The sequence below is a fragment of the Lapidilactobacillus wuchangensis genome (genome assembly GCF_003946645.1).
GTDB classification, from domain to species: Bacteria; Bacillota; Bacilli; order Lactobacillales; family Lactobacillaceae; genus Lapidilactobacillus; species Lapidilactobacillus wuchangensis.
The window spans coordinates 174,783-187,904 of record NZ_RHOU01000003.1 but is presented as its reverse complement, the minus strand read 5'-3'; the positions used below and the strand labels follow the sequence as shown (position 1 = coordinate 187,904).

The 13,122-nt window shown below is 40.1% G+C and carries 13 protein-coding genes and 12 tRNA genes; 22 read left to right on the top strand and 3 right to left on the bottom strand.

What is annotated here, in order from left to right:
- Positions 1 to 3: 3 nt before the first annotated feature.
- The 12 genes from EKM82_RS04520 to EKM82_RS04465 all read left to right on the top strand — a co-directional run bounded on the left by EKM82_RS04520 (position 4) and on the right by EKM82_RS04465 (position 1,089).
- Positions 4 to 75, top strand: a tRNA-Gly gene (locus EKM82_RS04520).
- A gap of 12 nt (positions 76 to 87) precedes the next feature.
- A tRNA-Leu gene (locus EKM82_RS04515) sits at positions 88 to 174 on the top strand.
- Positions 175 to 187: 13 nt separating this feature from the next.
- Positions 188 to 261: transfer RNA gene (locus EKM82_RS04510), tRNA-Arg, on the top strand.
- A 5-nt stretch (positions 262 to 266) separates the two neighbouring features.
- Positions 267 to 340, top strand: a tRNA-Pro gene (locus EKM82_RS04505).
- Positions 341 to 392: 52 nt separating this feature from the next.
- A tRNA-Met gene (locus EKM82_RS04500) sits at positions 393 to 466 on the top strand.
- A gap of 8 nt (positions 467 to 474) precedes the next feature.
- A tRNA-Ile gene (locus EKM82_RS04495) sits at positions 475 to 548 on the top strand.
- 34 nt (positions 549 to 582) lie between these two features.
- Positions 583 to 656, top strand: a tRNA-Met gene (locus EKM82_RS04490).
- 2 nt (positions 657 to 658) lie between these two features.
- Positions 659 to 732: transfer RNA gene (locus EKM82_RS04485), tRNA-Asp, on the top strand.
- 11 nt (positions 733 to 743) lie between these two features.
- Positions 744 to 816 (top strand) — tRNA-Phe (locus EKM82_RS04480).
- Positions 817 to 842: 26 nt separating this feature from the next.
- A tRNA-Gly gene (locus EKM82_RS04475) sits at positions 843 to 913 on the top strand.
- A 10-nt stretch (positions 914 to 923) separates the two neighbouring features.
- A tRNA-Ile gene (locus EKM82_RS04470) sits at positions 924 to 997 on the top strand.
- Between the two features lie 4 nt (positions 998 to 1,001).
- Positions 1,002 to 1,089, top strand: a tRNA-Ser gene (locus EKM82_RS04465).
- A 147-nt stretch (positions 1,090 to 1,236) separates the two neighbouring features.
- Here EKM82_RS04465 and EKM82_RS04460 read toward each other — a convergent pair.
- Both EKM82_RS04460 and EKM82_RS04455 read right to left on the bottom strand, forming a co-directional pair.
- The gene (locus tag EKM82_RS04460; RefSeq protein WP_125767112.1) at positions 1,237 to 1,803 is read right to left on the bottom strand and encodes a hypothetical protein; all 567 of its coding nucleotides are present in this window, start codon (positions 1,801 to 1,803) and stop codon (positions 1,237 to 1,239) included.
- Between the two features lie 121 nt (positions 1,804 to 1,924).
- Positions 1,925 to 2,818 (bottom strand): LysR family transcriptional regulator, encoded by an 894-nt coding sequence (locus EKM82_RS04455; RefSeq protein ID WP_125767111.1) that lies wholly within the window; start codon positions 2,816 to 2,818, stop codon positions 1,925 to 1,927.
- A gap of 132 nt (positions 2,819 to 2,950) precedes the next feature.
- Here EKM82_RS04455 and EKM82_RS04450 point away from each other — a divergent pair, with 132 nt between their 5' ends.
- From EKM82_RS04450 to EKM82_RS04410, 9 genes are all read left to right on the top strand, one after another.
- A complete protein-coding gene (locus tag EKM82_RS04450) occupies positions 2,951 to 3,340 on the top strand; it encodes a hypothetical protein (protein ID WP_164508105.1) in 390 nt (129 codons plus the stop codon).
- Positions 3,341 to 3,352: 12 nt separating this feature from the next.
- Positions 3,353 to 4,096, top strand: a complete 744-nt coding sequence (locus tag EKM82_RS04445; RefSeq protein ID WP_125767109.1) for an SDR family oxidoreductase — start codon at positions 3,353 to 3,355, stop codon at positions 4,094 to 4,096.
- Positions 4,097 to 4,105: 9 nt separating this feature from the next.
- On the top strand, positions 4,106 to 4,744 hold the full coding sequence (locus tag EKM82_RS04440; protein WP_125767108.1) for an SDR family oxidoreductase: 639 nt from the start codon (positions 4,106 to 4,108) through the stop codon (positions 4,742 to 4,744).
- Between the two features lie 15 nt (positions 4,745 to 4,759).
- A complete protein-coding gene (locus EKM82_RS04435; protein WP_125767107.1) occupies positions 4,760 to 5,254 on the top strand; it encodes a YbhB/YbcL family Raf kinase inhibitor-like protein in 495 nt (164 codons plus the stop codon).
- 108 nt (positions 5,255 to 5,362) lie between these two features.
- Positions 5,363 to 5,716 carry a cyclophilin-like fold protein gene (locus EKM82_RS04430; protein WP_125767106.1) on the top strand — a complete coding sequence of 118 codons (354 nt, stop codon included), beginning with the start codon at positions 5,363 to 5,365 and terminating at the stop codon, positions 5,714 to 5,716.
- Positions 5,717 to 5,727: 11 nt separating this feature from the next.
- The gene (locus EKM82_RS04425) at positions 5,728 to 6,483 is read left to right on the top strand and encodes an SDR family NAD(P)-dependent oxidoreductase (RefSeq protein ID WP_125767105.1); all 756 of its coding nucleotides are present in this window, start codon (positions 5,728 to 5,730) and stop codon (positions 6,481 to 6,483) included.
- Between the two features lie 15 nt (positions 6,484 to 6,498).
- On the top strand, positions 6,499 to 7,158 hold the full coding sequence (locus tag EKM82_RS04420) for an NAD(P)H-binding protein (RefSeq protein ID WP_125767104.1): 660 nt from the start codon (positions 6,499 to 6,501) through the stop codon (positions 7,156 to 7,158).
- A 463-nt stretch (positions 7,159 to 7,621) separates the two neighbouring features.
- Positions 7,622 to 8,779, top strand: a complete 1,158-nt coding sequence (locus EKM82_RS04415) for a low temperature requirement protein A (protein WP_125767103.1) — start codon at positions 7,622 to 7,624, stop codon at positions 8,777 to 8,779.
- Between the two features lie 83 nt (positions 8,780 to 8,862).
- Positions 8,863 to 9,462 (top strand): GNAT family N-acetyltransferase, encoded by a 600-nt coding sequence (locus tag EKM82_RS04410; RefSeq protein ID WP_125767102.1) that lies wholly within the window; start codon positions 8,863 to 8,865, stop codon positions 9,460 to 9,462.
- Positions 9,463 to 9,812: 350 nt separating this feature from the next.
- Here EKM82_RS04410 and EKM82_RS04405 read toward each other — a convergent pair whose 3' ends face one another.
- Complete coding sequence (locus EKM82_RS04405; RefSeq protein ID WP_125767101.1) at positions 9,813 to 10,634, bottom strand: Cof-type HAD-IIB family hydrolase; 822 nt, start codon at positions 10,632 to 10,634, stop codon at positions 9,813 to 9,815.
- A 207-nt stretch (positions 10,635 to 10,841) separates the two neighbouring features.
- Here EKM82_RS04405 and EKM82_RS11325 point away from each other — a divergent pair, with 207 nt between their 5' ends.
- A complete protein-coding gene (locus EKM82_RS11325; RefSeq protein ID WP_164508104.1) occupies positions 10,842 to 12,848 on the top strand; it encodes a BspA family leucine-rich repeat surface protein in 2,007 nt (668 codons plus the stop codon).
- Positions 12,849 to 13,122 lie beyond the last annotated feature (274 nt).

The window sequence follows — 13,122 nt, the reverse complement described above, 5'->3', positions numbered from 1 at the left end:
TTTGCGGAAGTAGTTCAGTGGTAGAACATCACCTTGCCATGGTGGGGGTCGCGAGTTCGAATCTCGTCTTCCGCTTTTCATTATAACGCCGGGGTGGCGGAATTAGGCAGACGCACGGGACTTAAAATCCCGCGGAGAGTGATCTCCGTACCGGTTCGATCCCGGTCCTCGGCATATAATGAAAAATGCACCCATAGCGCAATTGGATAGAGTGTCTGACTACGAATCAGAAGGTTGTAGGTTCGACTCCTACTGGGTGCATTGTTCGGGAAGTAGCTCAGCTTGGTAGAGCACCTGGTTTGGGACCAGGGGGTCGCAGGTTCGAATCCTGTCTTCCCGATTTACAATGTAAGTGTTAATCATTGTAAAGTATTAGTATTTTAAGTTATTATGGCGGTGTAGCTCAGCTGGCTAGAGCGTCCGGTTCATACCCGGGAGGTCGGGGGTTCGATCCCCTTCGCCGCTATTATACTTGGACCTTTAGCTCAGTTGGTTAGAGCAGACGGCTCATAACCGTCCGGTCGTAGGTTCGAGTCCTACAAGGTCCATCATCATTGATGGATTTTGAAAGGTTTTTATTATCGCGGGATGGAGCAGTCTGGTAGCTCGTCGGGCTCATAACCCGAAGGTCACAAGTTCAAATCTTGTTCCCGCAATTGGTTCCATGGTCTAGTTGGTTAGGACGCCTGCCTGTCACGCAGGAGATCACGAGTTCGAGTCTCGTTGGAACCGTTAGCTTAAATGGCTCGGTAGCTCAGTTGGTAGAGCAATGGATTGAAGCTCCATGTGTCGGCGGTTCGATTCCGTCCCGCGCCATGTTTTCTGAAATTCATGTGTATGATGCGGGTGTAGTTTAGTGGTAAAACGACAGCCTTCCAAGCTGTAGTCGCGAGTCCGATTCTCGTCACCCGCTTTCACACAATGGGCCTATAGCTCAGTTGGTTAGAGCGCACGCCTGATAAGCGTGAGGTCGATGGTTCAAGTCCATTTAGGCCCATTTTGGAGAAGTACTCAAGTGGCTGAAGAGGCGCCCCTGCTAAGGGTGTAGGTCGGGTAACTGGCGCGAGAGTTCGAATCTCTCCTTCTCCGTTATGATTTTTACAATGAATAACAAAAATGGTACAAATGCTTACATATCAAGCATTTGTACCATTTTTGTTTTACAGGGATATGCATAGTTTTGACAAAATGTGCAGTCAAAATGCAGTCAACTTTGGACGGTGGGGGATGCGTTTTTTATTGTTCAGGTGTTTTTAGAGAGTCTGCATTACTGTCTTTATTTAGTTTATAAAAAACTGCTTTAAAACTCTTATCATCATAGCCTTTACGTGAAACACTTTTGGCGATTTCCGAATTGATGCCCGAAATAGAGTAGTAAACCAGGTAAATATCAGAACCTCCAGGCTTGACCTTTTTTAGTTCACTGATTGCCTCTTTAAGCATATAATTTGCAGGTATACCTTTGGTTAGCTTAAGGTATGGAGTTCTAATATTCATGATTTCCCTGTTTAACGTTCCTCTATCCTTGTTGTTATTGGAGAATGACGAAACAACGATTTTCTCCTTATTGATTAAGTCGGAAAGTTGTTCCTTTTGCTGTGCAGTGACTTTCACACCAGCATAGGTTGGTGCGGCTTTGTAGGAAATGAATCCAGTGACTGAAAAAAATATAAAAAAGATCATCATGACAATTGGCGTTTTAGCTTTTATTTTAGCCTGATGATTCTTACCCCACTTGATGGCGTAATATACCGCACCACAAAGACCGATGATTCCAATAAGGATTTTCATAAGTATTCCCATAAGATATATTCTCCTAAAAATATTAATCTAATTGCAAAGAGCAACTGTAGCGATAATCTTAAAGTTGTATTCATAGTCAGATTCAATTGGCTCGTACCGTCTTCAGAGGTGCGGGTCTTTTTTATTTGTGTAAAATTTTGGTTAACTGCAGTATGAAATTATCGACGTTGCTGCCAGGTAGCTTAGTTGTTAGAATACCATACGGCACATGGATATTTGTTTTCAAAGGTATTGAAACCAGATTTGGGTGGATTCTCTTCCAAGGAGTAACCGTAATTAGGGGAACGTTTTCCTCAACCGCCTGGTTAAAAGTATTCATATCATAACGTCCGGTGGTTTCGACAACTTTTATTTGGGGGTAGTCTTGAGCAATTATTTTTCGTAACTGATCGTTGGTATCACTGATTCCGGTAGGTACACTCAATAAAGATTGGTTCTTTAAATCAGCAAATGTAATCTCACTCAACTTAGCTAAAGGATTGTCGCTTCTCACGGCGATACCAAAATCATACTGTCCTAGCTGTAATGCCCTAAATGAGTGCTTAAGCGTTGCATTATCAAAAGTACCAACTATTAGGTCGCAAGTTTTACCTAACATTGCATATTCACGATTTTGAGACTGTAAGTCTTCTTGTAACTGCACGATGCGGATTTGGAACTCCGACATCTGTGTGGTTATTTTTTTCCAAATTTCCATAAATGGATCAGCAGGATGCAAGATCGAAGTCCCAACGGTGATGATACTCTGACTGGTTACAGCCGACCTCCTCGTTTCTTCAATCGCTGTGTCCAACATATTTAATATCTGTTGGGCATATGGTAGAAAGGTCTGGCCTTCAACTGTCAGTTTTGTGCCTGTCGCAGTTCGAACGAATAGTTGCAGGTTCAATTCGCTCTCTAAACGATTGATTTGTTTCATAACGGCTGTTCCTGAGATAAATCCCTGTTCGGCCGCCTTAGTGAAGCTTCCATATTCACTGACTCTAATAAAAGTTTGTAGTTGTGTGATATCCATAGTTTGATCTCCTTGTGATCAGTATAAACCATTAGTTAATGCAACATCAACTTTTAGATTCTTCAAATGATTTAAAATCTAGCTATAATAGTATTTGTAATCAAAAAGGAGTGACAACGAAAGGGAATGGGAATGAACAATAAGTTTAACTATTTAATTAGAACAATGTCGTTTGTTGGTATTCTGATACTGATTGGTTTTCGCTACGGCCTCACTGATCAAGCAGTTTCTGTTCAGGGCAGCCAGCAATTAACCGTTAGGCAAATAACTACAAAAGATGTTGTTGGCGTTTGGGTTAATCATCACGACAAAGATATTCACCAAAAAATTACTTGTACCAAAAATCATCAATGGCATGAGAATCAACATGGTGTTAAGAACATTTATTCTGGTTCGTGGCAAATAATTGGTAAAAGAACCATCAAATTAGCACCTTATGGCGAAAAGATTGTCTTCAACAAATATAATCGTCAACAAATGAATGTGGTTAGTTATCATCATATTTTAAATAAGAAAAAATAGGAGGACATCAATATGTCAGTCAAAAATAAAGTAGTTGTTATCACAGGAGCTTCATCAGGAATCGGTGAAGCAACCGCAAAAATGTTAGCTAAGAACGGAGCAGACGTTGTTTTAGGAGCAAGACGTGAATCACGTTTGCAAGAAATTTGTCAGAGCATCAGCGAAAATGGTGGCCAAGCCATATATCGCGTAACTGATGTTACTGACCCAGAAGATTTAGAAGCTTTAGTGGCATTAGCCAAAGATAAATTTGGTGCAATTGATGTTATTTATAACAATGCCGGTATTATGCCAACTTCGCCAATCAGTGCTTTAAAGGTAAAAGAATGGAATGCCATGATCGATGTTAACTTGAAAGGCGTTTTAAACGGAGTCGCTGCCGTTATGCCTGATTTTACAAGTCAAAAACATGGTCAGATCATTACGACTTCATCGGTTGCCGGGTTGAAGAGTTTTATCGGTTCAGGTGTTTACGGGGCTACTAAATTTGCAGTTAGAAATTTAATGGAAGTTATTCGAATGGAAAGTGCCAAAGAACAAACCAATATTAGAACCGCTACTATTTATCCTGCAGCGATCAATACTGAATTGTTGCAACACATTACTGATACAAGTTCTAAGCAGGGAATGGACCAACTATATCAATCTGTTGGGATTACACCAGATGCGATTGCCCGCGTCGTTAATTTCGCAATCGATCAGCCAGAAGATGTCAACATCAATGAATTTACTGTTTATCCAACAAAACAAGGTTAGGAGCGAACAATGTTAAAAGTTATTTTATTAGGTGCTACCAGTAATATTTCGAAGTATTTGCTGCCCATGTTGTTGACTGAAACTAATGCAGAAATAACTCTTTTCGCCAGACATGCCCGACAAAGATTGACCCAGTATCAAGGTAACCCCCGGATCACCGTTGTTGCTGGCGATTGGAATAATTTAAATGATTTACAAGGTGCCATAAAAGGGCAGGATATTGTCTACTTAGCCACAGGTCATTTCATTGATGCTAATAAAAATGTTGTTGCCGCTATGAAACAGGTTCACGTGCAACGTTTGATTGTCGCCGGTGGTTTGGGAATTTATGACGAAGTAGCCGGAAAGTTTGGTCAGTGGAATGCTCGGATGATGGGGGATTATACGGCAATTAAAAAAGCTGCAGCAGTAATTGATGACAGTGGATTGCAGTATACCTTCTTAAGAATGAGTTGGTTATATAACCAAGATAATAATTATCAATATGAAGTAATTCCTCAAGGTCAGCCAATGAAGGGGACTCAAGTGACACGCCAAGCAGTTGCCAAGTTAATTGTCGATATCGTTAAGAATCCTAGTTTATATGTCGCCGAAAGTATCGGCGTGGTGGAACCAAATACGGAGTGGGATAAGCCATCCTTCTATTAGAAAGAGGTTGTTACTATGAGAATCGAAGTACATTTAGAACAAGGGTATTTACCAGATAGATATACGAAATACTCCCAAACAAAACAAAGTGATCAGCCAGTAATATCTTTTCCAATTATCTTGAACGACCTACCTGAAAACACAAAGTATTTAGCAATTTCATTAATTGATTATGATGCTGTGCCAAGAACTGGTTTTCCATTTATTCACTGGCTAGTCGCTGATATTCCGGTAGTTAATGAAATTTCAGAGGATTTTAGTCGTCAATTTAAGGGCCCACAAGGTAGAAATACTTGGAATTCACGGTTCTATGAAGTAAATGATGACGATCTTACCAGTCATTATGCAGGGCCAACGCCACCAGATAAGCCGCACGACTATACATTAACAATTTATGCTTTAAACAAACCAACGAATTTAAAAAATGGTTTTTTCTATAATGAGTTCCGAAAAAAATTACAGCATAAAGTTATTGAGCGAGCAGAAATCGAGTTAACCGCAAGAAATTAAGAACGATGGATATTTTGAATTTAAGTGAAGCCAAAGTGAAAATAACTCATTAACGGTTGATCAAGTGAATTTAAAGTTACCAAGCTATTTCAAAGGAGAATGAAGCAGATGACTAAAGTAAGAATCAGTTTAAATGATCAAGACTTGATCGCGGATTTTAATGACAGTGACACCGCCAAGGACTTGCTGAATAAGTTGCCGATGGCTGTTAAAATGAGAAATCTCTATTCACGAGAGATGACATATCGCTTTAAAGAGGCATTGCCCGCTAAGAAAGCCACAACTAGTGGGTATGAAGTTGGCGATATTGGTTACTGGAAGCCACTACACAGTTTAGTGATTTTTTATAAACAAACTGGAGAAATCATCGATCAACTACAGATTGTTGGTCATCTTGAAAATGAGGTTAGTTTCTTTAATTCAATCGGTGACTCGATCATCGATTTTAAGTTAGAAAATTAGGAGGTAAGCAGATGAATGATTTTGATGGCAAAGTAGTTATAATAACTGGCGCTAGGACTGGTATCGGCTTAAGTGCCGCAACTCTTTTTGCTAAATCTGGCGCCACCGTGGTTTTGGTCGGGCGACATGAGCCTAAAAAGGAAGCTGATAATTTGACCAGACAAGGCTATCAGGCAGTATCCTTTGAAGCCGATGTTTCACAGGAAGCAGATACGAAAGCAATGGTCGATTTTACAGTTAAAAAGTTTGGTCATTTAGACTTTGCTTATAATAACGCCGGGATTCAGAGCCCAGTTACTAAAACGGAGGATTTATCTTTAGCAGAATATGACCAGGTCTTAAATATTAATTTAAAGGGTATCTTCTTATCCATGAAATATGAGTTAAAGCAAATGAGCCGACAAGCAACTAAAGGGGCCATTGTTAATTGCTCATCAATGGGTGGCTTAGTCGGAATTGCTGGCCGTAGTGCTTATCACGCTTCTAAGCATGGTGTTTTAGGATTAACCAAGAGCAGTGCCTTAGAATATGCCCAAGCCGGCATTCGAATCAATGCTGTTTGTCCTGGCATTATCGAAACACCAATGGTGGCGAGAATGGATCAAACAGAGAAGTCTGAGATGGACGGGCTTATTAAAGAGATTCCCATTGGCCGGTTAGCTCATCCAGAGGAGGTCGCGCAGGTAGTTTTATTCCTTTGTAGCGATGCTGCCAGTTATATTATTGGTCAAGCAATTCCAGTCGATGGTGGTTATACAATTCATTAATGATTAGGAGTTAAAATGAAAAGAATATTAATCCTAGGCGCAAATGGTAAAATTGCCCGGTTAGTTGAAAAGCGTTTATTAAATAACAAAAATTATCAACTAACCTTAGTTTTGAGAAATAGGCAAAGGTTAGCCAAGCTAAAATCTGCGAATAATATTGAATTGGTTCAGGGAGACGTCAACGACCGAGCGTTACTTTCAGCCGTTATGAAGGGACAGGATTTTGTTTATGCTAACCTAAGTGGAAATATGGCAGGATTCGCCAAGAATATTGTTGACGTCATGCAAAATAGTCACGTAAAAAATTTGATCTGGATCACGGGATCGGGTTTATATCATGAAACGCCTGACCCCTTTGGTAGTAGGGTCGAGAATTATGTCGGTCATGAATCGAAAGAAAATACCCGCCGCGCAGCAAAACTGATTGAAGCAAGTAACTTAAGTTATACTATTATTCGTGCGGCTTATATGACCAATGATGATGAAATTGATTATGAGCTGACTAAGAAAGGCGAAGTATTTAAGGGGACCATGATCTCCCGGCAAAGTATTGCTGATTTGGTGATCAAAATAATTGACCAACCTGACAAATATTATCAGCAGAGTTTAGGCATCAGCAAACCAGGGACGGATAATATGTTAAACGAAATTAGAAAAATTGAACATGATTTTTAGGTGGCGGCTCAATAAGTTGGTTTAAAAACTTATTGGGACGCTTTTAAATTTGGAAAAAAGCTGTTGGAAAAGGTTGCTTTATAGCCTTTTATCAGATTAGTCTTACTGTTTTGTTGATGAAGATTTCAGACCTAACGACAAACAGCACAGTTATCTCTTTGAATGGTATCAGCAAAATGAATAAGAGTTAATCAATAATTGGCATTATTTATTGATTTGGTTTTGTGCTACGCTAAAACGGAAATATAACTCAATAATCGTTTAATTTGGTCGGTCAGCTATGACTCAGTTAATTATTATTCACTGGGTCTAATTAGCCCCAGCTTAAATGCAGGCAACAATAAAAAAACAGCCGTATTTTGTCATTACTAATTGAAATACAGGATCTCGACTTACCTGAACCAAATTTTAGGTATAATAAATTAAGTAAGTGGGCTTAGATAAGAATTTCAGGAGATGCCAGATGCAGAAAAAACACGATTGGTGGGGGACACCGCGACAAATTACACACGTGATCAGTGATCGGAAAATTTCTTGGTTGGAATTGTTTTCCGACTTGGTTTTTATTATTGCGATTCATTATTTGATCAGTGGCTTGAGTGAGGATATCAGCCGATTAAATATTGGTCGGTTTGTATTGGTATTTTTATTGGTTTTTGATATTTGGAATAATTTTGTGCTTTATTTTGATTTGCATGGCAATAGTTCGGTCAGGAATACCTTTTTGACCATTGTGTTGGTGGCAGAAGTAGCGTTATTAGCGGCAACAATCACGACTTTCTTTGCCGGTAATTATCAGCCATTTATTGGGATGTATTTGTTACTTCAGGTGTTTATGATTTATTTGTGGTGGCGGGTGGTTCATTTTGATCCGGCCCATATGTTGACGATTCGACCCTACTTGATTAGTGCGATGGTTCAATTATTACTGTTAGTCGCAACGTTTTTTATTAAAAATATTGCAGTTCAAACTATTTTAATTGTCATCGTTGTTTTATTAAAATCGGTTATTTTGATTTCGGAACGACATAATTTTGATTTAGAATTTCGTCAACGGAAAATACCCTTTGAAATTAGTGATGCTTTACAGGAGCGCTATGGGACTTTTACGATGATTATTCTTGGAGAGGCTGTCGCGACAATTGTCGAACAGGTAGCAGCTCGGCTCACGCTGACAACGATTTTCCAATTCTTGTTGCTCATGATCAGTGTGGTTAGTATTTTCTGGCTTTATTATGCTTTAATTGATTCCGTTCACGTTAAAGGCAAAAATTATTTGAAACTAGTTTCTTTTCGTGGGGTTCACATTACTTTTCTATTAATGCTCAGTTTGGAAACCTTTTTTGCGGTTAATTTATTTAAACAGGATACTTTATTCGTGCGCTTGGGCTTTGTGACCAGTTTGATTTTAACGATTAGTCTGATTTTTATTTTGAAGGCTTTCTCGACGCTGAGCTGGACTGAAAAGCGTGATTTTTGGTGGGGTGGCAGTCTAATGCTGTTACTCTATGGCTTTACTTTTGTAAATGCAGGCATCTTGGTGTTGGTCAGTGATCTTTATTTAGTAACGTTAATTATCCTTCACGAGCGCGCACTTTTTCTACGAAACCAGCTGATTTAATGACAGCAGGTTGCTCATCTGATAGTGGTGGTCACCAGTGTCCAATGGGCAACAATATTTTAGATAAAGACGAGGCGTAATAAATGAGTAATACACCAAAATTAACGACGCAACGATTAATTTTGCGTCGGTTTACGGAAGCGGATATTCCAGCACTTTTTACAATTTTGCAAGATGAAGCTGTCAATAAATTCTTACCTTGGTTCCCTTTGACGACTGAGGCCGCGGCAAGAACGGTTTATGAACAGCAATATTTGTCGGTTTATCAGCAAGAGCGGGGGTATCAATATGCGATTTGTTTAAAATCAAATAATATACCGATCGGCTACCTTAAAATTGATCTAGATGACAGTTATGATTTGGGTTATGGACTTCGGAAAGAGTTCTGGCACCAAGGAATTGTCACTGAGGCTGGGCAGGCCATAGTCCAACAAGCTAAACTTGATGGACTGCCATATTTGACGGCGACTCACGATGTCAACAATCCTCGCAGCGGGGCCGTGATGCGTAAATTAGGGATGAATTACCAATATTCATATGAAGAACTTTGGCAGCCGAAGAATTTTCTGGTCACGTTTCGCTTATATTTGCTTAATCTTGATGGTCAGACGCAACGGACTTACCAGAAGTATTGGCAGCAATCGACCGTTCATTTTGTCGAGAAGAATTTAGATGGCGACTAAATTCTGAGTACCCTAAAGCGGTAATTGAGCGGTCCTTAATAACACAAAAACAACGAACAATTTAATATTGTTCGTTGTTTTTTATTAAACGGAATCAACGCTCTCTTCAGAACATATTTAGATAATTGATGTTTAGTTTATTAGCTAAATAGATTTACGTCACGGTCTATTTCACGTTAAGGATTATTGGGTGAGGTGTTCTTTGTCAAACTTATTTGATCACTGTTAGCGTCAGAAATAGCAAGCTCAAAGTATTATTCTTTTTTGCTGTAAAACGGGCAGTGAAACAAAGCACCATTAAATATTCACTACGTCATTCATTTCCTAGCTTGAAACCGACTCGTTAGCCGTTAAATCAGTTCTGACATGACGTTCAACACACCCTCGTCATTATTAGATACGGCCAAATTCTGAGCGGCGGCTTTTATTTTCGGGCCGGCATTGGTCATCGCGTAGCCGTGTGGTGTGATTGTTAACATACTTAAATCATTTTCATCGTCACCAAAAGTCATGATTTCATCATTGGCAATTTGATATTTCTCTTGTAGCTGTTGTAAGCCACGGGCCTTATTAACGGATTGTTCGCTAATCAGTTGGGTGTTAAAGCCGGCAGTTTGACTGGCCAGGCCATTAGGTAAGAGTTCCTGCAGCGTTTTAACTTTATCTGTGAAATTAACGTGATCGCCGAAAGTAATCCCAATACTAGTAATTTGATCTTGGAGTCGTTCTGGTGTCACGGTCACCAAACTGGGCACTCGTTTTAAATGGTTGTAGTAGTGATAAGTCAAATCGTAAGCCGCCTGGGAAATTTGTTGATCGACGTAAGCCGATTTGACACCAACCACCAAATGCTCAGCAATATCAGTCGCCGCAAATTGTTGTTGGATTGCTAATAAAGTTTTGCTGACGGCTTCTTTAGGCATGGCTTGAATCAATAAGGGCTGGCCTTGACTGTAGACGACCGCGCCGTTTTGGGTGACAAAGTCCATTTGGTTTTGAAATTCAGCAAATTGATCTTGCAGTCTTTGGTATTGGGATCCACTGGCGGAGACCACGCGAATGCCTTTAGCTCGCAACTTTGTCAAAATGGTGCCAAAGCGCTGATGATTATAAGTATTCTGGTCATTTAAAAAGGTGCCATCCATATCAAAGGCTACTAATTTAATTGTCATATTATGTCCCCAATCTATTCAGTCATCTATCGGTTTGATTACTCATTATCATAACACTTATCAACAATTGATAGTGACGTGATGATAGGTAATTATTTATCAACAATATCGTATAAAAATGCTTGTATATTATTTAATTAGGTCTATAATAAATTTGTTTAAATAAATTATTGGCTGATAAAATTATTCTGGGGAGAATGATTAAATATGAATACGAAAGTACGGTTTAAGATGTATAAAGCCGGCAAACGTTGGATGGTAATGGGGATTGCCACTGCAACGCTAGCTTTAGTTCCGGGTGGTTTGGCTCAGGCAGCTACTAATACAGGCAGCGATGCCAATGCAGTTGTAACTAATCCACAAACAAAGCAAGCCACACCAGTTACTGAGGTAGCCACAACAATTGTAGCGTCAGGTCAACTGGGAACAGCTGCTGACGCAGCAAAGTGGGATCTTAATGACCAAGGGACATTAACAATTCATGCTGGTGTCCTCCATCGCAGTCAACCAGGAGCATTTTATTGGAAGCAATCTGCTTCAAAAATTAAGACGATTGTTTTTGAACCAACCGTGACTGTTGCAGCTGGTGATGGCGATTTGGATAAATACTTTGATGATTTACCAAATTTGACCACGGTTCAAGGCGCAAGCAATTTTGACGTTGCGAACGTCACTAATATGGAGCAATTATTTTGGGATGATACCTCTTTAACCTCGATCGATGTGGCCAATTGGGATGTTAGCCAAGTTACTTCGATGAGACAGATGTTTAAAAATGATGGGGCTTTGACGAGTCTCGATGTGGCCAACTGGAACACGGCTAGTCTGAATAGTTTGGATGGTACTTTTGAAAGTACTGGTATTACAAATTTAGCCGTTGCCAATTGGAATACCAGTCACGTTACGGCCTTGGATAATACCTTTGAAGACATGCCGATTACTCAGATCGATGTTTCTAAATGGGACACCAGCAATGTTGAAGATTTCGGCTATCTGTTTGCTTATGATACTGCTTTAGAACAAGTGGATGTTAGTCATTTTGATACGAGCAAGAGTGCCTATTTCTGGGGGATGTTCCTCGATGATGCCAGTTTAACAAGTCTTGATTTAAGCAATTTTGATACGAGTGCTGGGACCTTAAATGATGATGCTTTAGCTGGTTTATCCAGCCTTGAAAAAATCACGATCGGTCCGAAAGTAGTTAATTTTGCAGCCACTAATTTAGGCGATCCAGCTGCTAATGCCAGTGATCCTAATAATGCTAATACTGGCAAATGGCAAACAGTTGAACCATCTTTAGGTGGGACTGAGGCAGATCCTAAGGGTAGTACCATGACTGGTGCGCAAATTGTTAGTACCCCGGTAACTACTGCAACAACTTACGTGGCCCAAAAGAAAGTGACCGCGACAATTCGTTTTGTTGATAGTCAGGGCAATGAATTATTCCCAGCAACAACCGTTACCGGGGTCGCTGGTGCTCAATTACCAGCAATAACGATTCCTGCCAAAGCAAACTATCATGTTGTTAGTGATGGCACTCAAAATGCAAGTTTTGTCGCCGCGCAAAACAATGTTTATGATGTGGTTTATGGTGATGATGTCGCCACTAGCACTGAAACTAAGCAAGTTAACCGGACAATCAACTATGTAGTCAAAGGTGGCTTGGTCAAGGCACCAGCTGCACGACAACAGACAGTTAACTTTACCCGAACTAAGACGACTGACTTAGTTGACGGTGCAGTTTCCTACAGTGATTGGCAAGCCGACGGGACCTTTGCTGCAGTTACGAGTCCAGTAGTGGCTGGTTATCAAGCTGATCCAGCTGAGATTACCGCAGCTACACCACAAGCAACTGATCAGGACAGTACGTTGACAGTTACTTATCAAGTTGTCGGTGGTCAAACCACGACTACCACACCAACGAATACTGGTAAGACTGAGTCAACCTCAACAACGACTTCAGAGCTAACAACTGGTATTTTATTACCAAAAACGGGTCGCGCACTTAAACCAACCGTTGCTAAAACGGTTCAATCAGCAACAACTGCTAATTCAAGTGAACCTACGACCTTACCAACGCTAAATAACGAGGCGGCTGGAGTGCTCTTGCCTAAGACAAATGAAAAGAAGCAGGGCACCTTCCTGACCATTGCCGGCTTAGCTTTAGTTGGTTTTCTAGCAATTGCCTTAACACCAAAGAAAAAACATATTTAGCTTAAAATTTCAGCCTGATTCGTGTCAACGAAATCAAGTAGCTGATGATAAAAAGTAGGCTGTGACATAAGTCCTTTCTTCAAAAATAAAACGAACATTAGCTGCTGAAACGTGTTCTCAAAAGGCAGCCGGTTCCGCTTAACGACAAAATAACGATCAATTCTGACGAATTGGTCGTTATTTTACGTTAATGCTCACCGGCTAACCGCCTTTTGTTACACTCTGCTTTTTAATGGCGTGATTTTGGGAGAATTGTATTTGCCTAGTCCTTTTG